This window comes from Halobellus sp., assembly GCF_042218505.1.
Classification (GTDB): Archaea; Halobacteriota; Halobacteria; order Halobacteriales; family Haloferacaceae; genus Haloquadratum.
In genome coordinates this window covers 11,865-33,422 of record NZ_JBDGQZ010000046.1, presented here as the reverse complement: position 1 = coordinate 33,422, position 21,558 = coordinate 11,865, and the positions used below count along the sequence as shown (strand labels likewise).

Here is a 21,558-nt window from a genome sequence, read left to right as displayed (position 1 = left end):
TCGCGGTTACGGCCACCCGAAGGCCGAAGGATACCAAGCTACCCCACCGGCCCGCACGTATACCATCGCTACTCTGTCTCTTAATCCTTCCGAACCGGGTCGCCTGCGGTGTCACTCAGAGACTTCCATCCCCGCTCGCGTCCGTCGGTGCATCCGTCGCGGCAGGTGACTCGAAGTACCGATTGCGGTGCCGCCGACACCCGGGATTGAACGCCGCCCCGCACTCGGGACACGCGCCGTCGCCGTCGAGGTACGTTCGCGCCGACAGCGTCGCCCCACAGACGCCACACAGCACCGCGGACTCGTCGAACCGCTCGCGCGGCCACGGTTCCGGGTCGTGGTCGGTGGCGGCGGCGTGGCACGCGTGACACGGCGAGAACGCCTCGCAACAGCCGAACCGGAGGGCGACGACGTCGACCGGATCGTCCCAGTGAGCGCACCGCGTCTCCGGGTCGACCGCGACCCCGACGAGCGGAACCGGGAATCGCCCGTCTGCGGCGGGCGCTCGCGTGGTCCGCGTCTCCGATCTGTCGCTCGTCTGTGGTCGGTGGTCATCCATCGCTCAGTACCTGGCGAAGCCGTCGGTGTCGAGGTAGTTGTGCGCGACGGTGACGGCGTGGTCCGCGTGCAGGACTTCCGGACCTAGTCGCATCCGCCGGTCGGCAGCCTCGGCGAGTGCCGCGCCCTCCTCGTCGGTGAAATTGCGGTGATCCGAGAGGACGAACAGCGGGTCGGTGGGCGGTCCGACCTCAGCCACGGGGATGCCGTCCTCGTGGAGTTCGACGACGGTCGCCTCGGCCGCGAGTTCCTCGAGCATCGCGGTAAATCCCATCCGACGGATAGAGACCCCCGGGGACGCCTCCGCTGGCAGATGGCCGATGGCGTCCTCGCGGTTCTCCAGCGCGCCTCGGATCAGCGCAGCGGTGCTCCGCTCGTCGGGGTTCAGTCGGCGGAGGTCCGACCCCTCGAAACTGACGGTGAACGTGTCGCCGAGGACGAGGTGGACGCTGACGTCCTCGCGGATGTCGTGTGAGAGGAAGAAGGCGCTCGTGACGCACCGACAGAGCACGTCGAGGCGGCCAGCGCCGCCGGTGATGTCGTCGAGCGAGAACTCGGGCGTCGTCGGCGCGTCGTGACCGACGATCAGGAACTGACGCATAGCCCGTCTCTCGGCTCATCGGTGATCAATCGCGCGTTTTCACTCGATTCGATTGGCGATCAGGGATACATCGACGCGTCGGCTGGGATCGTCAGGCCGTGGCCGGACGCGTCGGCGCAGTCGGTCGATCCGGTGACCGCTTCGACGGCGGCGCGGGGGCGTTCCCCGTCTTCTGACCGCTCACGAGGAAGTCGGCGAGGTTACCGATGAACGCCTCGTTACTCGCGAGATGGGCGTTTGTCGGCCTGAGGAAGTCCGTGTCGCCGATCATAGCCGCGTCGCCGGACTGCACCGCGACGGCGTAGGTGTCGGCACGGCGGGTCGTCGACAGTTTCGTCCCTTCGATCGTCGAGAGGGCGACCTGCCCGCGCTCGGTCGTGACAGCGCGCGCGTCGGCGAAGACGACGCGATCAACGCCGTCGGCGAGGGACCCGCCCTCGCCCGTCGCGTAGACGTTCCGGAAGTTGTGCTGGTACTCGTCCATATTGAACAGGTAGCCGGACTGGCCGGCGACTCCCACCGACGAACTCACGCCGGCACCGCCACTCGAGGGCCGTTGGGTTCCGAGTCCCAGCAGACTCGTCATCAGACTCACGCCGCCGGAGGAAGCCGGATCCGACAGCAGGACGACGCGGCCGCCCGCTTCGGTGAACGCGCGAATGCCGGCCAGTTGATCAGGCGTGTACGGTCGCCCGGGGTTCGCGACGAGGAGGGCGTCGGCGCTCCGGAGCGACTGGTTCCACACCTGGCCACGGGCCTGTTCCTGGGTTACGACCCGGACCTCGTGGCCGTTCTCGACCAGCGTGGTCACCAGCGTCGAGAGTTTCTCCTCGGAGAGCTGATTCCCGTGCGCTTGATCCACGAGAATCGTCTTGCCCGACGCGCTGCTCTCCATCGCGATTGTGCCGTTCTCTTCGGCGGCGTCGACGCGGACCGCGTCGAGGTCGGTCTGCTGCTCGGCGAGGTTCGTCACTTCCGGCGTGTCGCCGGCGGTGACGAACGGGAGCGCTGCCGCGCCGCCAACGACGACGGCGACGATCACGACAAACGCCACGGCGGGACCCGTCAGGTCACGCGCTCGCATCGGTGGTCACCTCCGGGCTGTGATAGGGTACTTCGTCCATCATCAGTGGTCTCGTGACGGGGACGACGCCGCTCGTCCGATCGCTCCGCTTGTAGATCTGTGTGCCATTGTCGGTCTCGGAGGCGAAAAAGAGGAGGCCGAGTGAGTTCGGTGGCTCTTGTCTGACGACGTCGTACTTCTCCATTCCGGCCAACGCCGCAGCGCGATCGATCGCTGTCGGCAGCGAACCGATGCTGTCGGCGTACCCGTTCTCGACGGCCTCCGGGCCGAGGTATGTTTTCGCGTAGGCGACTTCCTCACGCGAGAGCGTGATGTTTTCGCCACGGTGCTCCATCACGCGACCGACGAACTGCCGCTTGAGGGACTCGATCGTCCGCTCGCGTTGGTCGGCGGTCGGCTGGGCCTTGTCGGGACCGGTCCGAATGATCGAATCCGGAATCGGGATGCTCCCGCCGGAGCCGATCACGCCGACGCTGCCGACCTCCGACGAAGAGAGGACGTAGATCTCGTCAGCCGGGAGCATCCCGTAGTACGCGCCGGACGCGCCGACGCCCTGCACCGAGGCGACGACCGGCATCTGTTCTGCTGTGCGCAATACTTCCAGGTAGAGTCGCTCGCTGGGAGCGACGGCACCGCCACCGCTGTCGATCTTGAGAACAACTGCTTTGATGGACTCATTTGTCCGTGCGTTGCGGAGGTCCTCGGCGATACCGTCCACCGTCGTCGAAGAAATGGTGCCGGAGATCGTGATGACCGACACCGTTCCGTCTGACTGGGCGGAGGTACCGTAGCCGTACGCAGCGGGGGCGAGCACCGCACTCACCAGGACGGCTGCGACGATGGCGACGACGAAAATCGTCCTCGCTTGCGCCGCGGATGAATCTCTGCTCATACTGCATCACCGAGGAGAAGACAGGAGGCAAAAGACGTTCGCGTGGCACAAAATCGGATTTCACTCACAGTCGTCGCCGCCAGCGTCTCTGCGACAGGAGACAGTGATTGAGTCCGACGGTTTCGGGAGGCTCGCGCAGCGGCTTCAGTCGGTCAGTCCGTATCCCCGCTGGAAGAGCGCGATGTCGAGGCCGAGTACCGCGATCGTGAGTCCCGAAAGGACCGCCAGCGACGCGTTGGGGTCAACCTCGCTGACGCCGAGGAAGCCGTATCTGACGCCGTTGACCATATAGATCATCGGATTCAGTAGCGAGACCTGCTGCACCGTCTCGGGGAGTTCGTTCAGCGAGTAGAAGACGCCGCCGAAGAACACCAACGGCCGGAGGATGAACTGATTCAGCATCGTCAGATCGTCGAAGTCGTCGGCCCACAGTCCGGCGATGACGCCGAGACTCGCGAACAGCGTCGTGATGACGACGCCGAACGCGACGAGATAGAGCGGTTGCACCACGCCGACGGAAGTGAAGAACGCTCCGATGAGCGCGATCAGAATGCCGACAATTGCGCCGCGGATCGCTGCCGCCAGCACGTACGCACCGATCATCGTCTGGTACGACAGCGGCGAGGTGAGCACCTCCTCGATGTAGCGGTTCCACCGGCCGTGGAAGATATTGAACGAGGTGTTCTCGAAGGCGTTCGAGATGGCGCCGAGCACGACCAGTCCGGGGAGGATGAACAGGATGTACGGCACCCCGGCGATCTGATTGATCCGCTCGCCGAGGATGACCCCGAAAACCGAGAAGTACAGGATGTTGGTGATGAACGGTGGCAGGAAGGTGTTCCGCGGGCGGCGAAGGAAGCGGAGCACCTCCCGGCGGAGTAGCGCGAGAAAGCCCGTTGAGTCGAAACTCACTACGAGGACACCTCCGGCGTGGCTCGGCCTTCGCCCGCTCTCGTCATCTCGACGAACACTTCCTCGAGCGAGGTGCGCTGGATCTCCAGATCGACGATCTCGTGACCCGTCTCGTCGAGCCGCCGCACGACGTCCGGCGCGACGAGTCCGCCCTGCCGCGCGGTGACGACGAGACGCGTGCCCCCCAGTTCGACTGCGTCGACGCGCTCGTCCAGCGCTGCGAAGTCCGGCACGGCGTTCGGTTCCTCGCGCAACTGGACGACGACGTCGTCGGTTCCGCGGTCCATCAGTTCCTCGGGGCTCGCGACGTCGAGGACGCGGCCGGAATCGAGGATCGCAACCTCGTCACAGAGCCGTTCGGCCTCCTCGATGTAGTGGGTGGTGAGCAGGATGGTCGTTCCCCGCTGATTCAGGTCGACGATAGTCTCCCACAACTCGTGACGGAGTTGGACGTCGACGCCGGCGGTCGGCTCGTCGAGAATCAGGAGGTCCGGCTCGGTGATGAGTGCGCGCGCCAACATAAATCGGCGCTTCATCCCGCCGGAGAGCCAGTCGAAGCGGGTGTCGCGCTTGTCGTAGATGCCGACGCGCTTCAGGACCTCCTCGGTCCGCTCGCTCGCGCGCTCTCTCGGGATCCCGTGGTAGCCCGCCTTGTGTTCGAGCACCTCGTGGATCGGAAAGAAGCGATCGACGTTGAACTCCTGTGGCGCGAGGCCGATGCGGTCGCGGACTTCGCGGTACTCCTCCCGAACATCGTGGCCGAACACGCGGGCGTCTCCCTCGGTCCCGCGGACGAGTCCCACGAGGACGTTGATGAACGTGGTCTTGCCTGCGCCGTTGGGGCCGAGCAGACCGAAGAACGAACCCTCGGGCACGGTGAGGTCGACGCCGTCAAGCGCTTGTACGTCGCCGTAGGACTTTCGTAGATCGCGTATCTCGATCGCAGATTCCATTCACCATTGACTTGTGACTCTGCCGACCTAAGAACCACGAAGTCGGACGCCGCTACCGGCTCATTTCGCCGGGGGCACCACAGCGAAACAGCGATGCCCGTGGGTGATGATCACCAGATGTGGACCGCTCAGATGGCTCGGCGGCGCTCGAGGGCGAGAACGCGTCCGACAATGACAGGGCCAGCCCCGACGCGACCGGAACTCCCACCGACGGGGATGGCTCCGGCGGTGCCGACGTGATTTCGCCCAGCGACCTCCCGAGCGGTGCTGACCGCGCCCGTTTCGCCCGCCTCCGACGACTCAGCCACGCTCTCGACAGCGCGGTAGCGATTCCCGGAACGCGGATCCGGATCGGGCTCGACCCGATCCTGGGGCTGCTTCCGGTGGTGGGCAACGCGCCCACGACGGCCGCCTCGGCGTACGTCGTCGCGGAGGCCGCAGCGCTCGGCGCGCCGAGAGCCACGCTGGTACGGATGTGCCTGAATCTCCTGCTCGACGCCGCTGTCGGTTCGATACCCCTCGTCGGCGACGCGTTCGACGCGGTCTGGCGGGCGAACAACCGCAACGTCCGGTTGTTGCACGCGCGCATCGACGACCCAGGGGGCGAACGCCGGGACCGACGAGCCGTGGCTGCGCTCGGTCTTGTCGTGTTCGGTCTCGTACTCAGTGTCGGTGCCGCCGCCGTCGTCGCCGTCTGGTGGCTGTTTGGCCTCGTCAGTATCGTCTGATGTCTATCAGGCCTCAGGAGCGCCGTCTGATGGGCGGTTCGCCCCGGGCCGACGAAGGGCAAGACAGAAGCGCCGCCCGGCGTTCGTACCGGTATGAGCATTCTCGCCGACGCCCGCGCACTCGATGCGCAAGAGCCGGTCTGCGACGCCTGTCTGGGCCGGGTCTTCGCCGACCGGAGCCACGGGCTAACGAACGACGAGCGGGGCCGTAGCCTCCGCATCGCGGCTGCGCTCGACGACGACGAGCCCCACGAACCGATCGACCCGGAGTCGTGCTGGGTCTGTGAGGGCCGCTGCACTGCGTTCGACGAGTGGGCCGAGCGCTGTGTTGCGGCCGTCGAGGACATCGAGTTCGACACCTACCAGGTCGGGACCCGGACGCCGGCGCTGATCGAGGAGAACGAACGGTTGTTCAGGGAGTCCGCCGACCTCGACCCCGAGACGGGCGAACTGTTCAAATCCGAGTTCAACCGCGAGGTCGGCAAGCGCGTCGGGCGACTCACCGACGCGACGGTCGAGTTCGGACGACCGGCGGTACAGTTCACGCTCGACCTCGAAGCCGACCGCGTCGAAGTCGACGTTCACTCGACGTTCGTCTACGGCCGCTACCGGAAACTCGAAGGCGACATCCCCCAGACGGAGTGGCCCTGCAGCGACTGCGACGGGTCGGGATACGTCGGCAAGCAGGTCTGTGAGACCTGCGACGGCACAGGCTACCTGTATCAGGACAGCGTCGAAGGGCTGACCGCGCCGGTCGTCCGCGACGTGATGGACGGGACCGACGCGACGTTCCACGGGGCCGGACGGGAGGACGTCGACGCCCGGATGCTCGGTACCGGCCGTCCGTTCGTGATCGAAGTGATGGAACCGCGCCGGCGCAACGTCGACGTCGAGCGTCTGGAGGGCGACATCAACGCGTTCGCCGAAGGCCGAGTCGAGGTCGAGAGACTGCGACTCGCCACGTACGAGATGGTCGAACGGGTCAAAGGGCTGAACGCCTCCAAACGGTACCGCGCGGAAGTCGAGTTCGGTGATGCGATCGACGCCGAGACGCTCGCCGATGCGCTCGCCGAACTCGAAGGCGCGACAATCGAGCAGTACACGCCGCACCGCGTCGATCACCGCCGGGCGAACCTCACCCGCGAACGCGCCGTCTACGAGGCGGAGGGCGAGCGCGCGGACGCCTACCACGCCACTGTCGAAATCCACGGCGAGGGCGGTCTCTACATCAAGGAACTGATCTCCGGCGACGAGGGCCGAACGGAACCGAGCCTCGCTGGATTGCTCGGCGTCGATGCCACGGTGACCGCGCTCGACGTCGTGGGCGTCTACGGCGAAGCGGAGGACTTCGAGGCCGAGGAGTTCTTCCGCGAGGACACCGCGGCGACCTCCGATACCGACGCGGGCGGCCCGGCCGACGCTGCGGACGAATGACCGCTCGCGAGCCCGACGACGACCCGACGGGTGACGCCGGACCGGCGGCCGACGAGACAGCTCTCGGCACCGACGAGGCCGGCAAGGGGCCGGTCCTCGGGCCGATGGTCGCCGCGGCGGTCCGCGCGTCCCCGGCGTCGATTCCGGACGACGTCGACGACTCGAAGCGACTCACGCCGGCGGCTCGAACCACGCTCGCCGCGACGTTGCACGACTCGCCGGACGTGGACGTGGCTGTCGCGGCGATCTCGACCGACCGGATCGACGATTCCGAGACGGATATGAACTCGCTGACGGTCGCCGCGCAGGCCGAGGCGGTGGCGCAGATCGCCCGCCACGGCGACCGAGTCGTCGCGGACGCGGGCGATGTGAGCGAGTCCCGATTCGCGCGCCGCGTCGGCGACCGCGTCGCGAGCGACGGTCCGTCGGTCGAGGTTCACGCCGAACACGGGGCGGACGAGGTGTACCCGCTGGTCGCCGCCGCGTCAATCGTCGCGAAAGTCGAGCGCGACAACCGAATCGAAGCGCTCGAAGCCGACTACGCCGACCACGGACCGATCGGGAGCGGCTATCCGAGCGATCCGACGACTCGGGAGTTCCTCAGCCGGTACGTCGCAGAGACGGGTGAACTCCCGGACTGCGCGCGGGCGTCGTGGGCGACGTCGGAAACCGTCCTCGCGGCCGCAGAGCAGTCGGGACTCTCGGAGTTCTGAAGCGGACTGCTGGTGTCGGGAGCCGGGTTAGATCGACCGTCTTGGCTCAGCGCATCTCCTCCAGTGAGACGTACGACCCCTCTTTCGCGGAGATCCACGTCGTCGGGAGTTCCAAAGGGGTCGCGTCCGCGGGATAGAGCGTACACACGTCGGGAGCGTCGTCGTACTCCTCGATTCGGGCGACACAACGCCGGGCAGTCGGCGTATCGGCCTGGTCGTCGGAGGCAGCGGGATCGGGGAGGTGGGAGTTTGTGGACATAGTCTTGATGATCTTGGCGGCGTCCGTCGGTCTCGTCGCCCGGTACACTTCGATATTGCCCCGGGTTCGTATTTAAACAGTCACCTATTCCTGTAGGGTGAACACGAGCGGCGATTCGAAGACATCGGACGGGGCCCGACGCCCGCCTCGGGACCGCTCTCAGCGATCGATCGTCGTCAGCGCACGCAGGATGTCGCCGTACGCCGGTCGGGTGATGAGGACCCCGACGAGGACGCCAAGGATAGTGAAGATGGCGAAGCCCTGGAGATCGCCGAGCGAGAGGATCGCCAGCGGCGACATCGCCAGGACGGTCGTCGCGGCGGCCGCGCCGATCACCCAGAACGCCTTGCGGAAGCGCGACTGGAAGACGCGACGGGAGTTGATCTCTCCCTCGGCCATCACCTCGTCTGCGATGATGATGAGGTCGTCCACCCCGGTTCCGATCACGGCGATAAAGCCGGCGATGACCGACAGATCGAGCGGATAGCCGATCCCGGCGGCGAATCCAAGCAGGATGACGACTTCCGAGAGCGCCGTCACGACCATCGGCGCGGCGACCCGGCCGTCGCTGTAGCGAACGAAGACCACGCCGCTGACCGCGAGAACGGCGACGATGCCCGTGATAAGTGAGTTGACCCGGAAGTCAGTTCCCTGACTCGGCGAGATGTACGAGACCGTCCCGCCGCTGGCTTGGGAGAAGTCCAGTTGTGCCGGCAGTGCGCCGGCGCGGAGGTTGATCGAGACCTGCTGCGCCTCGGAGATGTTCGTGGTCTGCAGTTGGAAGACCGGGTCGCCAGCCCAGGAACCGCTCCGGAGACTGTCGGCGAGTCCGGGGCTCATCCCGAAGGCGTTGGTCACTTCGCCGTTGACGACGAGGAGGAGACACGGTTCGGTGCCGTTGGGATTCTGCTGGTACGTACACCGTGTCCCGCCCTCTTGAGCCAATCCGGTGTCGACCATCGACTGCTGGAACTCCGGCGCGATCGACTCGGAGACGGTCACCGGCACGTACGCGCCCGACGACTGCCCCTCCTGAGCGGTCCCGATGCTCTGGAAGTCCTCCTGTTGGAGGACGACCTCGCGGGTGTAGTTCCCGTCGGTGGGGTAGTACGCCTCGATCACGACTGTCCCTCGTTCGGAGACGAGTTCGCGGACCTGTGAGGCGTCCTGGTTCGGTACCTCGACCAAGACGTAGTTCTCTCCCTGGGCGGTCGTCACTTGCTGGACGGTCCCCCCGGAGAGGCCCGCCTCGTTGATCTTGTTCTGGAGAATGCGGACGACTTCTTGCCGCGTTGACTCTGTCACGCCTTGTCTGATCGTCTCGTACTCGTAGCCGGTCGCTTCGAGTGCGGCCGCCAACTCTTCGCTGGTGACGTTCTCGGCGGTCACTTCGACAGTAGAGCTCGCTCCGGACTGCGGTTGTGCGGTCGTCCGACCGCCCGCCGCACCGGGGCGAGCGATGACGTCGGCCGGACCTGCGCCCTCGACCTCCGCGGCGACGTTCTGCTCGACAACGCGCGGGTCGTCACCGCCGAACGCGACGCCCTCGGCCGTCACACCGACGAGCGGCGCGCGGACGCGCGTCCCACCGGAGAGTTCGAGTCCGTACTGGAGATTCGTCAGATTACTCGTGGCCGCGACATCGCCGCCACCACCGCCGTCGGCCGCGAGCGTCGGCGAAAAGAGGGCGAATCCCGAGATGAGGATGAAGACGACGAGGAGGAGAATCCGCCAGTTGTCGCGGACATCCACCATCAGCGGGACACCCCCTCGAATTTGTACCAGCGGAGCAGGCTCAGATTCAGCAGGTAGGTGTTCATCAGGTCAGCGGCGAGTCCGAAGACCAGCACAGTCCCGATGGCCGCCAGCAACTGGATCCCGAACAGCGTCGCCGTGACCGTCATCACGACCATCGCCGAAATCGACGTCAGCGTCATCGTCACACCGGTTCGCATCGCTCGGTACGTCGATTCGTAGAAGTCACCGGACCGCCGGAGGACGTGGTTGTTCAACAGGATGTCTGAGTCGACGGAGTACCCGATGAGCATCAAGAGCGCCGCGACGGTCCCCAGCGAGAGTTCGATGCCGAGGACGTTCATCAGCGCCAACGGGATCGCGATGTCGGAGAACGCCGAGAGCACGACTGCAATCGACGGGACGAACACGCGGAACATCGCAAACACGAGGATACTCATCCCCAGGAACGCGACCCCGAGACCGCCGAGCGCGAGCACCTGCGTGTTCGCGCCGAAACTCGCAGACACCGAAGAGACCGACCTGACGTCCAGCCCCGCGTCCTGCGCCTGGCGTTCTAACGCCGCGGCGCTGATCCCATCTGAACCCGCTTCAGACTGGAACGTGACGACGTAAACGCTCTGGGCCGGCACCGAACGGATCGTCTCCGGCTCCTCCGAGAACGCCGATCTGATCTGCTCTTCGGCCGCGGACTGCGGGCCGTCGATCGCCACTTGCACTTCCGTCCCACCGGTGAATGCGATCCCCTGATTCACCGGCGATCCAGTCATCACGTACCACCCGCCGATGACGACGAGCGCGACCACCAGCACGACGAGTGGGATCGCCGCCAACTGGCGGTTCGTGTACCGGGTGTAATCGACTTCCGGTACCCTGAACTCAACCATAGATGCCGGTGGAGAGCCCCGCCGAATAAGCCTTCTTATGCTCGTCGCTACCGGTCGCTGCCGCCGTGTCCCGAACTGCGGGAGGCTACGGCATATACCGGATCGAGAGCACTCCCGGCGACGAGCGGATCTCGACCCGGTTCACCCCGAGGCGGGCCGCCCGCGAGAGCAGTCCCTCCTCGCCTTCGAGGACGTCGTCGACGGCGGTCTCCGTGTCGTCTTCGGGAACCGTGATGACGTGTATCTCCCCGGTGCCCTCCCGCGGTTCGCGGGCCAGGTCGCCCACGTCCTGTGCGGCGGCCAACTCCTCGGAGCGCGCCGTCGGCGGTTCCTCGCTCCGATCGATAGACAGCGACCGCCGGGAGACGGTCTCGACGAGTTGGTAGGAGACGTTCATCGGCGGATCGGGCGCGACGGCCCCCTCGACGACGTCGTTGCGATCGACGCCAGGATTCGAAGACAACGTGTGGACCTGGCCGCTCTCGACGTTCTTGAAGACGGCCGAGGCGTCGTCAGCGGCGGTCACGAGGAACGTCCCCTCGATCCGTTCGTCGTCCGCTGCGGTATCGGCGTCAGTCATCGCTCGCCGATACACGATTGGCGCACTTGCCGGTTTCGCCGTGTCGCTGCGTCCGTTATCGCCCGCGACTGCGGCCCTCTGTCGGCTCGCCGCCGACTCGCCGACAGTTCAGCCGAACACCGACCGTTCAACGGAAGAGCCAGTGCGCGAGGCCGACGAGCGCGGCCCCAGCGAGCGGCACCGACCACGAGAGGACCGCTGGAATCGCGTACAGTACGCTGATCACCGGGGCGAAAGCTCCCGTCGGCTGTGGGCGGGTTACCATCTCGCCGTCTAGGACAAACGTCTCCGGCATCGAGGCGACCAGCCCGAGATACAGCGAGAGCAGGAAGAGAAAGCCGGCTACGGCGAGAGCGGTCTCGTGACGGCGAGACGTGTCGGTTCCCCGCCGACGCCGACGGGCTACGACGAGCGTCGGCGCGATTGCGGGGAGGACGACAAGCAGGCCGATAACGACGTAGAAGGCGCGAGAAAGCGTCAGCGAGCCACCCTGGACGGCCGCGGTCTGGCCGATGAGGACGATCAACGCGATGGTGACGAGCAGGCCAATGAGCGTGACGGCGAGTCCGCTCGCGACGACGTAGAGTTTGAACAGCCGCGACTCGCTGGCCCGGAACGCGAACGGGTACGCGCCGAAGACGCCCCCGTAGTCGGATGTCATCGCCCGACGTAGGACGCCGGGCCGTTTCAACAGACCGATTTCGTTATGTCCCGGTGTTGACCGACCGCTTTTTCGCCTGCGGCGATAGTCGGTACGTATGCACATCGACCTCGGCAGCGCGCTCGGCGCGACGCCCGGCGTTTCCCGGGACTCGCTCGAACGGCTCGACGAACAGGTGGCGACCGCTCACGAGCGAATTCAGGCCGGTCGTCGGAACAGCGAACACGGCTATGCGGCGCTGAATCTCCCCGACACAGTCGACCTCGATGCCATCCGCGGCGCGGTCGCGCCGTTCGATGATCCGGCGGCTGTTCTTACGGTCGGCATCGGGGGCAGCGCGCTCGGTGCGGCGACGCTCGCCGACGCGCTCGCCGGACCGGCGGATCCGGACGCGTACTTCCTCGACAACGTCGATCCGGAGCACGTCTCCCGGCTGTTGGCGTCGCTGCCGCTCGATCGGACCGTGGTGAACGTCGTCTCTCGGTCCGGGACCACCGCCGAGACGCTCGCGAACTTCCTGGTCGTTCGCGAGGCGATGGCCGACGCCGGCGTCGACTGGACCGAGCGAACGCTCGTCACGACCGGCGAGTCGGGAAACCTCCGCGACCTAGCGGACAAGCACGACCTCCCGTCGCTGTCGGTTCCGGACGGCGTTCCAGGTCGGTTTTCGGCGCTCTCGACCGTCGGTCTCGCTGTGGCCGCGATCCAGGGACACGATATCGACGCGCTGCGGGCAGGCGCGGCAGAGGCGGCCGACGGACTGTCCGGGTCGCTGTTCGAGACGCCCGCGTACGCCTACGGCGCGGCCACCTACGCACTCGCTGGACGCGGCGCGCTCACCAACGCGGTGATGCCGTACACCGAGCGGCTGGAGACGTTTGCCGAGTGGTTCGCGCAGCTGTGGGCGGAGAGTCTCGGGAAGGACGGTCTCGGGCAGACGCCGGCGCGGGCGCTCGGCGCGACCGACCAGCACTCGCAACTCCAACTGTACCGTGCGGGGCCGCGTGACAAACTCGTGACTCTCATCCGACCGCGCGACCGGCCCGATTTCGGGATTCCGGCGACCGACCTCGACGGGCTCTCGTACCTCGGCGGCTCCTCGCTCGGCGAACTGCTCGACGCCGAGTTCGAGGCGACGGAGGCGAGCCTCGTCGAGTCGGGCGTCCCCGCGATCCGCGTCGAGATCGACGCCGTCGACGGGCGATCCCTGGGCTCACTGCTCTACGAAATGGAGGCCGCGTGCGTCCTCTACGGCGAACTAGCGTCGGTTTCGACGTTCACACAGCCGGCGGTCGAGTGGGGGAAACGCGCCGCTCGCGGACTGCTCGGTGAGGGCGGCTTCGAGGAGGCCGACGCCGTCGACGAACGGACGAGCCTGGTGGTAGAGTAGCGACGGACTCGTCAGCTGAAGGGGGTGAACAGCCGGCACGACCGCTCCCGCGCCGACGTGCCGGGCAACCGCTTCCCGACGCGGGACTGCGTTCAGCGCACGTGGGTGCTGGTCCCGTGATCCGAAATAAACTCTCGCGGCAGTCCGCGCCGGACGGTTCGCGCTCGCCGCAACATCTTTATTCTCGTCCTTCGTGGGTAGAGCCAACACGGGTGATTGATCCCCCGTGACGGTGAGCCGTGCTTCTCCGACCCAAAGTTGGCAAGCGTTAAATGGCTCCCTTTCGAACCGGGCTGTAGTATCCCGTGAGAACTTCTTCCCCAACCACACCCCGTCACAAGATATGGTAGACGTAAGCCAACACGAGCTCGTCCCAGAGCATACGCTCATCGACGAGGATGAGGTCGAGTCGATGCTGACGCAGTACGACGTCAAACGCGCCGACCTGCCGAAGATCAAGCGGAAGGATCCGGCGCTGCCCGACGACGCGGCGGTCGGTGACGTCGTCAAGATCGTCCGCGACTCTCGAACCACAGACAAAGCGGTATCTTACCGACTGGTGATTGAATGAACCGACAGGACCGACGCGTCGTCTCACGCGAGTATTTCTCCGAAGAACGGCTCGCAGAACACCACTTCCGCTCGTTCAACAACTTCCTCGATCGGGGGATGCAGGACGTCGTCACCGAGAAGGAACGTATCGAGACCGACATCGGCGACAAGGAGGGCGAAGAGCCCGTCTTCGTCGAACTGGGCGACGTGCGTGTCGAGACCCCGCGCGTCCGCGAAGCCGACGGTTCCGAGGAACTACTCTTCCCGCAGGAAGCCCGCCTCCGGAACATCACCTACGCCGCGCCGGTGTTTATGGAGATGTCCATCGTCCGCGGCGGCGAAGAGGAAGAGGAGGTCGTCGTCGACACGACCGAGACCAAAGTGGGCCGGATGCCCATTATGGTCGGTTCGACGAAGTGCAACATCGACGGCCTCACCGAAGAGGAACTGATCGAGATCGGCGAGGACCCCGTCGACCCCGGCGGCTACTTCATCGTCAACGGCTCCGAGCGGGTACTGATGACCTCCGAGGATCTCGCGCCCAACAAGATCCTCGCCGAGTACGACTCGAAGTACGGCGACGAGATCCAGGTCGCAAAGACGTTCTCGCAGCGCCGTGGCTACCGCGCACTTGTCCTCTGTGAGCGCAACCGTGAGGGGCTGCTCGAAGTCTCCTTCCCGTCCGTCTCGGGCAGCGTCGACTTCGTGACGCTCGTCCGCGCGCTCGGACTCGAATCCGACGAGGAGATCGTCCACCGCGTGAGCGACGACCCCGAGATCGTGAAATTTATGCTCGAAAATCTGGAGGAGGCCGAAGTCCAGACCGAAGAGCAGGCCATCGAGACGCTCGGCAAGCGCGTTGCGGGCGGCCAGGGAAAGAACTACCAGTTGAAGCGCGCGAACTACGTCATCGACCGGTACCTCCTGCCACATCTGCACGAGGACGGCGTCGACGACGAGGACGTGCGCATCAACAAGGCGTACTACCTCTGCCGGATGGCCGAGGCGTGCTTCGAACTCGCGCTCGAACGCCGCGAGTCCGACGACAAGGACCACTACGCCAACAAGCGGCTGAAGGTCTCCGGCGACCTGATGAAGGACCTCTTCCGGACGGCGCTCAACAAACTCGCCCGCGACGTGAAGTACCAACTCGAACGGGCGAATATGCGGAACCGGCAGTTGACTGTCAACACGGTCGTTCGTTCGGACGTGCTCACCGAACGGCTCGAACACCCGATTGCGACAGGAAACTGGGTCGGCGGGCGGTCTGGGGTGTCCCAACTCGTCGACCGGACGGACTATATGGGTGTGCTCTCGCACTTGCGTCGACTCCGCAGCCCGCTCTCGCGGAGTCAGCCGCACTTCGAGGCGCGCGACCTGCACGCGACCCAGTGGGGTCGCATCTGTCCCTCTGAGACCCCGGAGGGGCCGAACTGTGGCCTCGTGAAGAACTTCGCGCAGGCGATGGAGCTCTCACAGAACATCGAAGACGAACAGTCGCTCAAGCGCGAACTGGCGTCGATGGGCGTCGAAGGAATTCCCGGTATCGAGGGACCGGCAGCTGGAACCCCCGCGGACGACTAATCAATGGCTCAGACACAACGAGAGGCGAAAGTCTACGTCAACGGTAGTCTGGTCGGTACCCACCCCGACCCCGAACAGCTCGCAGAACAGATCCGAGAGGCCCGCCGCCGCGGCGACGTCAGCGAGATGGTCAACGTCTCGGTGAAAGATCGCACGCGTGAGGTCATCGTCAACGCCGACGCCGGTCGCGCGCGCCGTCCGCTGATCGTCGTCGAGAACGGCGAACCGCTCCTCGGCGACGACGAAATCGAGGCGGTCAACGAGGGCGCCCTGGAGTTCGAGGACCTCGTCGAGCGCGGCTACGTCGAGTTCATCGACGCCGAGGAGGAAGAGGACATCTACGTCGCCGTCGACGAGGACGAGGTCTCCGAGAACCACACGCATCTTGAAATCGACCCGCAACTCATCTTCGGAATCGGTGCGGGAATGATCCCGTACCCCGAGCACAACGCCTCGCCCCGGATTACGATGGGCGCAGGGATGATGAAGCAGTCGCTGGGGCTGCCGGCGGCCAACTACCGGATCCGCCCCGACACGCGACAGCATCTCCTGCACTACCCGCAACTGTCGATGGTCAAGACCCAGACCACCGAACAGATCGGGTTCGACGAGCGGCCGGCGGCGCAGAATTTCGTCGTCGCTGTGATGTCGTATGAAGGATTCAACATCGAGGACGCGCTGGTGATGAACCAGGGCTCGGTCGACCGCGCGATGGCGCGCTCGCACTTCTTCCGGACGTACGAGGGCGAGGAACGCCGGTACCCCGGCGGCCAGGAAGACCGCTTCGAGATGCCGAGCCAGGATGTCCGCGGTGCGCGCGGGGAAGACGCGTACACCCACCTCGACGAGGACGGCCTTGTCAATCCCGAAACGCGCGTCGACGAGAACTCCGTGCTGCTCGGCAAGACCTCTCCGCCACGATTCCTCGAGGAACCCGACGATATGGGCGGACTCTCGCCGCAGAAACGCCGTGAGACCTCGGTCACGATGCGCTCGGGTGAATCCGGCGTGGTCGACACGGTCACGCTGATGGAAGGCGAGGACGGCTCCAAACTGGCGAAAGTCTCCGTCCGGGACCAGCGCGTCCCGGAACTCGGCGACAAGTTCGCCTCCCGTCACGGACAAAAGGGCGTCGTCGGCCATCTCGCGCCGCAAGAGGATATGCCGTTCACCGAACAGGGCGTCGTGCCCGACCTCGTATTGAACCCCCACGCGCTCCCGTCGCGAATGACGGTCGGGCACGTGCTGGAGATGCTCGGCGGCAAGGTCGGCTCGCTCGAGGGCCGTCGCGTCGACGGCACCGCATTCCAGGGCGAAGACGAGTCGGAACTCCGCGGCGCGCTCGAAGACCACGGCTTCAAGTCCTCCGGCAAAGAGGTGATGTACTCAGGTGTCACCGGCGAGAAGATCGAGGCCGAGATTTTCGTCGGGACCATCTTCTACCACAAACTCTACCATATGGTGAGCAACAAACTGCACGCCCGTTCTCGCGGGCCGGTGCAGGTGCTCACCCGCCAGCCCACCGAAGGTCGCGCCCGCGAGGGTGGCCTCCGACTGGGCGAGATGGAGCGCGACACCGTCATCGGCCACGGTGCCGCGATGGTCCTGCAGGAGCGCTTGCTCGACTCCTCGGACAAGGAGACGGTGTACATCTCCGCAGAGACGGGGATGGTCGCCGTCGAGGACCGCGGCCAGCGCCGTATCTACGACCCCGTGACCGGCGACGAAGACGACATCCACGAAATCGAGATCAGTTACGCGTTCAAGCTCCTCCTCGATGAGATGATCGCGCTCGGCATCCGACCGCGCCTCGACCTCGAAGACGCAGTCTAACCACCAATGTCAATGCAGACACCCAAAGAGATCGGAGCCATCCAGTTCGGGCTGATGGACCCCGAGACGTACCGAGATATGTCCGCGACGAAGATCATCACCGCGGACACCTACGACGACGACGGCTACCCAATCGATATGGGGCTGATGGACCCCCGCCTCGGGGTCATCGACCCCGGCCTGGAGTGCCGCACTTGCGGGTCGCATTCGGGTTCGTGTAACGGCCACTTCGGCCACATCGAACTGGCTGCACCCGTCATCCACGTCGGCTTCACGAAACTCATCCGCCGCCTGCTTCGCTCGACCTGTCGGGAGTGCGGTCGCCTCTCGCTGACGGCCGAGGAGCAAGACGAGTTCCGCGACGGCCTCCAGCGCAACGAGGAACTCGGCGAAGACTGGACCGACATCCTGAAATCGGCCGTCCGCCAGGCCCGGAAGGCCGACCGCTGTCCGCACTGCGGTGCGCCCCAGCACGACATCAAACACGAGAAACCGACCACCTACTACGAAGTTCAGGACGTTCTTGCGGGGGACTACTCCGAGCGCATCGCCGAGTCGATGCAACCCGACGAGGACGGCGACGGCGGCGTCTCGCCCGCCGAACTCGCCGAGGACTCCGGGCTCGACGTGAGCCGAGTCAACGACATCCTCTCCGGGGAGTTCCGCCCGGTCGGCGAGGACCGAAAGAAGATCGAGAAGTCACTCGACCTCGACCTCACCGAGGAGGATATGAACAAGCTCATGCCCTCGGACATCCGCGACTGGTTCGAGGACATCCCCGACGAGGACATCGAGACACTGGGCATCGACCCCAGCCGCTCGCGACCCGAGTGGATGATTATGACCGTCCTCCCGGTTCCGCCGGTCACCGCGCGGCCGTCGATCACGCTCGACAACGGCCAGCGGTCCGAGGACGACCTGACGCACAAACTCGTCGACATCATCCGGATCAATCAGCGGTTTATGGAGAACCGTGAGGCCGGCGCGCCGCAACTGATCATCGAGGACCTCTGGGAACTGCTTCAGTACCACGTCACGACCTTCGTTGACAACGAGATCTCGGGCACGCCGCCGGCACGTCACCGCTCCGGCCGTCCGCTGAAGACGCTGAGCCAGCGCCTGAAGGGCAAGGAGGGCCGCTTCCGCGGCTCGCTGTCCGGGAAGCGCGTGAACTTCTCTGCGCGGACCGTCATCTCGCCGGACCCGACTCTCTCGCTGAACGAGGTCGGCGTTCCCGAGCGCGTCGCTCGCGAGATGACCCAGACGATGAACGTCTCCGAGCGGAACCTCGAACAGGCCAAGCAGTACGTCCGGAACGGCCCCGAAGGCCATCCCGGTGCGAACTACGTCAAGCGGCCCGACGGCCGCCGGCTGAAGGTGACCGAAAAGAACTGCGAGGAACTCGCCGAGAAGGTCGGCGCCGGCTGGGAAGTCAACCGGCACCTGATCGACGGCGACATCGTGATCTTCAACCGCCAGCCGTCGCTGCACCGAATGTCGATTATGGCCCACGAAGTCGTCGTGATGCCGTACAAGACGTTCCGGCTGAACACGGTCGTCTGTCCGCCGTACAACGCCGACTTCGACGGCGACGAAATGAATATGCACGCGCTGCAGACCGAGGAATCGCGGGCTGAGGCCCGCGTCCTGATGCGCGTTCAGGAGCAACTCCTGAGCCCGCGCTTCGGCGAGAACATCATCGGCGCGATCCAGGACCACATCTCCGGCACCTATCTCCTCACTAACGGCAATCCAGAGTTCTCCGAGACGCAGGCGCTCGACCTCCTGCGGGCGACGAGCATCGATACCCTCCCCGAACCGGTCGGCGAGGACGAGACCGGCGAGCCCTACTGGACCGGTCAACAGCTCTTCAGCGAACTGCTCCCGGACGATCTGAACCTCGAGTTCACCTCCTCGGCCGGCGACGAGGTCGTGATCGAAGACGGGCAGCTCACCTCGGGAACGATCGACGAGGACGCCGTCGGCGCGTTCGGCGGCGAGGTCGTCGACACGCTCGCGAAGATCCACTCGAAGACTCGCGCCCGCGTATTCGTCAACGAGGTCGCCTCGCTGGCGATGCGGGCGATTATGCACTTCGGGTTCTCGATCGGGATCGACGACGAGTCCATCCCGGACGAGGCGACAGCGCAGGTCGACGAGGCGATCGGCAACGCCTACGACCGCGTCAACGAACTCATCGACATCTACGAGGCCGACGAACTCGAGTCGCTGCCGGGCCGCACCGTCGACGAGACGCTCGAGATGAAGATTATGCAGCAACTCGGCAAGGCCCGCGACTCCGCGGGTGAGATCGCCGAGGATCACTTCGAGGACGACAACCCGGCCGTCGTGATGGCCCGCTCCGGAGCGCGTGGATCGATGCTGAACCTCACGCAGATGGCCGGCTGTGTCGGACAACAGGCCGTTCGGGGCGAGCGCATCAACCGCGGCTACGAGGGTCGGACGCTCAGCCACTATCAGAGAGACGACCTCTCGGCGGAGGCACACGGCTTCGTTGAGAACAGTTACCGCAGCGGCCTGAACCCCCGCGAGTTCTTCTTCCACGCGATGGGTGGCCGCGAGGGCCTGGTCGACACGGCCGTCCGGACGTCGAAGTCCGGGTACCTGCAGCGTCGGCTGATCAACGCGCTCTCCGAACTGGAGGCGCAGTACGACGGCACCGTCCGCGACACCTCGGGGACGGTCGTCCAGTTCGAGTTCGGCGAGGACGGCACCTCGCCCGTGAAGGTCTCTTCCTCCGAAGAGAACCCGATCGACGTCGAGAACGTCGCCGACCGCATTCTCGACGCCGAGTTCGAGTCCAACGAGGAGAAAGAACTGTTCCTCGGCCGGCAGGAAGGACCGACGAACATCTCAGAGTACGCCGGGCCCGGCCTCGACAAGGCCCAGAGCCTGGAGGTGGAGTCCGATGACTGAGGAGTACGAGCACATCACCGACGACATCGAGGCTATCGTGACAGACTACAATCTGCCCGAGAGCCTCCGGCACCGCATCTACGAGACTATCGAGGACCGCGACGGCGACGTCACCATCGAGCAGGCCGACGAGATCGCGCAGGCGATCTCCTCGCGCTACGAAGACTCCCGCGTCGACGCGCACGACCCCGTCGGGACCGTCTCGGCGCAGTCGATCGGTGAACCCGGAACGCAGATGACGATGAACACGTTCCACTACGCGGGCGTCGCCGAGATCGATGTCACGCAGGGGCTGCCCCGACTCATCGAACTCGTCGACGCGCGGAAGACGCCGGACACGCCGATGATGACGGTCCACCTCGAAAACGAGTACGCCGAGAACCGCGAGCGCGCTCACGAGGTCGTCTGGCAGATGGAGGCGACGAAGATCCTCGCGCTCGGGGACATCTCCACGAACGTGGCCGATATGATCGTGCAGGTCGATCTGAACGAAGACACGCTGGCCGAGCGGTGGCCGACCGTCGACAGCGTCGATACCGTCGCCCAGGAGATCGCCGAGACAATCGAAGACGCGCTCGGCGTCTCGACTCGACGCTCGGAGACGCTCATCGAGTTCGGCCCGGAGGAACCGAGTTACCGTCGGCTCCTCCAACTCGTCGAGGAGCTGCGCGACATCGTGTTCAAAGGACTGGAGGACATCTCCCGCGTCGTCATCCGCAAGGAAGACAACGAGCAGACCGACGGCGAGGAGTTCGTCCTCTACACCGAGGGGTCCGCCTTCGGCGACGTGCTCTCGATCGAGGGCGTCGACGCCTCCCGCACGACGAGTAACAACATCCACGAGGTCTACCGCAATCTCGGCGTCGAGGCGGCTCGTGAGGCCATCATCAACGAAACGATGGAGACGCTCCGCGAGCAGGGGCTCGACGACGTGAACGTTCGACACCTGATGCTCGTTGCGGACATTATGACGAACCGCGGCGAGATCGAGTCGATCGGTCGGCACGGCATCTCGGGGTCGAAAGACTCCGTGCTGGCGCGGGCAGCGTTCGAGGTGACGGTCAATCACCTGCTCGACGCGGCGGTTCACGGCGAGGAGGACGACCTCGACGGCGTCATCGAGAACGTCATCGTCGGCAAGCCCGTCTCGATCGGGACCGGCGACGTGGACCTGCGGATGGGATCGCTCGAGACAGACGGCGGCGCGCCGTCCGATTCCGCCGCCGAGCACACGGACGACTGAGG

20 protein-coding genes are annotated in these 21,558 nt (G+C 65.6%); 9 read left to right on the top strand and 11 right to left on the bottom strand.

Annotated elements, in window-relative coordinates; genetic code table 11:
* Positions 1-115 precede the first annotated feature (115 nt).
* The 6 genes from ABEI27_RS12125 to ABEI27_RS12100 all read right to left on the bottom strand — a co-directional run bounded on the left by ABEI27_RS12125 (position 116) and on the right by ABEI27_RS12100 (position 5,000).
* Positions 116-559 carry a CHY zinc finger protein gene (locus ABEI27_RS12125; protein WP_375799663.1) on the bottom strand — a complete coding sequence of 148 codons (444 nt, stop codon included), beginning with the start codon at positions 557-559 and terminating at the stop codon, positions 116-118.
* Between the two features lie 3 nt (positions 560-562).
* Positions 563-1,159, bottom strand: coding sequence for a tRNA (pseudouridine(54)-N(1))-methyltransferase TrmY (gene trmY, locus ABEI27_RS12120; protein WP_375799662.1), 597 nt, complete (start codon positions 1,157-1,159; stop codon positions 563-565).
* 91 nt (positions 1,160-1,250) lie between these two features.
* Entirely contained in the window at positions 1,251-2,243 is a 993-nt protein-coding gene (locus ABEI27_RS12115; protein WP_375799661.1) for a DUF4350 domain-containing protein, read from the bottom strand.
* Positions 2,230-3,135: a S49 family peptidase gene (locus tag ABEI27_RS12110; protein ID WP_375799660.1), complete on the bottom strand. Its 906-nt coding sequence runs from the start codon at positions 3,133-3,135 to the stop codon at positions 2,230-2,232. The genes ABEI27_RS12115 and ABEI27_RS12110 overlap by 14 nt, the downstream gene beginning before the upstream one ends.
* A gap of 144 nt (positions 3,136-3,279) precedes the next feature.
* Entirely contained in the window at positions 3,280-4,047 is a 768-nt protein-coding gene (locus ABEI27_RS12105) for an ABC transporter permease (RefSeq protein WP_375799659.1), read from the bottom strand.
* Positions 4,047-5,000, bottom strand: a complete 954-nt coding sequence (locus ABEI27_RS12100) for an ABC transporter ATP-binding protein (protein WP_375799658.1) — start codon at positions 4,998-5,000, stop codon at positions 4,047-4,049. Before ABEI27_RS12100 ends, ABEI27_RS12105 begins: the two co-directional genes overlap by 1 nt.
* A 119-nt stretch (positions 5,001-5,119) precedes the next feature.
* Here ABEI27_RS12100 and ABEI27_RS12095 point away from each other — a divergent pair, with 119 nt between their 5' ends.
* The 3 genes from ABEI27_RS12095 to rnhB all read left to right on the top strand — a co-directional run bounded on the left by ABEI27_RS12095 (position 5,120) and on the right by rnhB (position 7,875).
* Entirely contained in the window at positions 5,120-5,728 is a 609-nt protein-coding gene (locus ABEI27_RS12095; RefSeq protein WP_375799657.1) for a DUF4112 domain-containing protein, read from the top strand.
* 93 nt (positions 5,729-5,821) lie between these two features.
* Positions 5,822-7,162, top strand: coding sequence for a tRNA pseudouridine(54/55) synthase Pus10 (locus ABEI27_RS12090; protein ID WP_375799656.1), 1,341 nt, complete (start codon positions 5,822-5,824; stop codon positions 7,160-7,162).
* Positions 7,159-7,875 carry a ribonuclease HII gene (gene rnhB / locus ABEI27_RS12085; RefSeq protein WP_375799655.1) on the top strand — a complete coding sequence of 239 codons (717 nt, stop codon included), beginning with the start codon at positions 7,159-7,161 and terminating at the stop codon, positions 7,873-7,875. The genes ABEI27_RS12090 and rnhB overlap by 4 nt, the downstream gene beginning before the upstream one ends.
* 46 nt (positions 7,876-7,921) lie before the next feature.
* On the opposite strand, the gene ABEI27_RS12080 is transcribed toward rnhB, so the two are convergent.
* The 5 genes from ABEI27_RS12080 to ABEI27_RS12060 all read right to left on the bottom strand — a co-directional run bounded on the left by ABEI27_RS12080 (position 7,922) and on the right by ABEI27_RS12060 (position 12,017).
* Entirely contained in the window at positions 7,922-8,134 is a 213-nt protein-coding gene (locus tag ABEI27_RS12080; protein WP_375799654.1) for a hypothetical protein, read from the bottom strand.
* Positions 8,135-8,293: 159 nt separating this feature from the next.
* On the bottom strand, positions 8,294-9,889 hold the full coding sequence (locus ABEI27_RS12075) for a preprotein translocase subunit SecD (protein ID WP_375799653.1): 1,596 nt from the start codon (positions 9,887-9,889) through the stop codon (positions 8,294-8,296).
* On the bottom strand, positions 9,889-10,776 hold the full coding sequence (gene secF, locus ABEI27_RS12070; protein WP_375799652.1) for a protein translocase subunit SecF: 888 nt from the start codon (positions 10,774-10,776) through the stop codon (positions 9,889-9,891). Before secF ends, ABEI27_RS12075 begins: the two co-directional genes overlap by 1 nt.
* Positions 10,777-10,861: 85 nt before the next feature.
* On the bottom strand, positions 10,862-11,356 hold the full coding sequence (locus ABEI27_RS12065) for a DUF5812 family protein (protein WP_375799651.1): 495 nt from the start codon (positions 11,354-11,356) through the stop codon (positions 10,862-10,864).
* 127 nt (positions 11,357-11,483) lie between these two features.
* Positions 11,484-12,017, bottom strand: a complete 534-nt coding sequence (locus ABEI27_RS12060) for a hypothetical protein (RefSeq protein WP_375799650.1) — start codon at positions 12,015-12,017, stop codon at positions 11,484-11,486.
* A gap of 97 nt (positions 12,018-12,114) precedes the next feature.
* Between ABEI27_RS12060 and ABEI27_RS12055 the strand changes: the two genes are divergently transcribed.
* The 6 genes from ABEI27_RS12055 to rpoA2 all read left to right on the top strand — a co-directional run bounded on the left by ABEI27_RS12055 (position 12,115) and on the right by rpoA2 (position 21,556).
* Positions 12,115-13,407 carry a glucose-6-phosphate isomerase gene (locus ABEI27_RS12055; RefSeq protein ID WP_375799649.1) on the top strand — a complete coding sequence of 431 codons (1,293 nt, stop codon included), beginning with the start codon at positions 12,115-12,117 and terminating at the stop codon, positions 13,405-13,407.
* A gap of 343 nt (positions 13,408-13,750) precedes the next feature.
* A complete protein-coding gene (locus ABEI27_RS12050) occupies positions 13,751-13,978 on the top strand; it encodes a DNA-directed RNA polymerase subunit H (RefSeq protein ID WP_089768809.1) in 228 nt (75 codons plus the stop codon).
* Entirely contained in the window at positions 13,975-15,543 is a 1,569-nt protein-coding gene (locus ABEI27_RS12045) for a DNA-directed RNA polymerase subunit B'' (RefSeq protein ID WP_375799648.1), read from the top strand. The genes ABEI27_RS12050 and ABEI27_RS12045 overlap by 4 nt, the downstream gene beginning before the upstream one ends.
* Before the next feature lie 3 nt (positions 15,544-15,546).
* On the top strand, positions 15,547-17,376 hold the full coding sequence (gene rpoB, locus ABEI27_RS12040) for a DNA-directed RNA polymerase subunit B (protein ID WP_375799647.1): 1,830 nt from the start codon (positions 15,547-15,549) through the stop codon (positions 17,374-17,376).
* 12 nt (positions 17,377-17,388) lie between these two features.
* The gene (locus tag ABEI27_RS12035) at positions 17,389-20,313 is read left to right on the top strand and encodes a DNA-directed RNA polymerase subunit A' (protein WP_375799665.1); all 2,925 of its coding nucleotides are present in this window, start codon (positions 17,389-17,391) and stop codon (positions 20,311-20,313) included.
* Positions 20,306-21,556, top strand: coding sequence for a DNA-directed RNA polymerase subunit A'' (gene rpoA2, locus ABEI27_RS12030; RefSeq protein ID WP_375799646.1), 1,251 nt, complete (start codon positions 20,306-20,308; stop codon positions 21,554-21,556). Before ABEI27_RS12035 ends, rpoA2 begins: the two co-directional genes overlap by 8 nt.
* Positions 21,557-21,558: the final 2 nt, after the last annotated feature.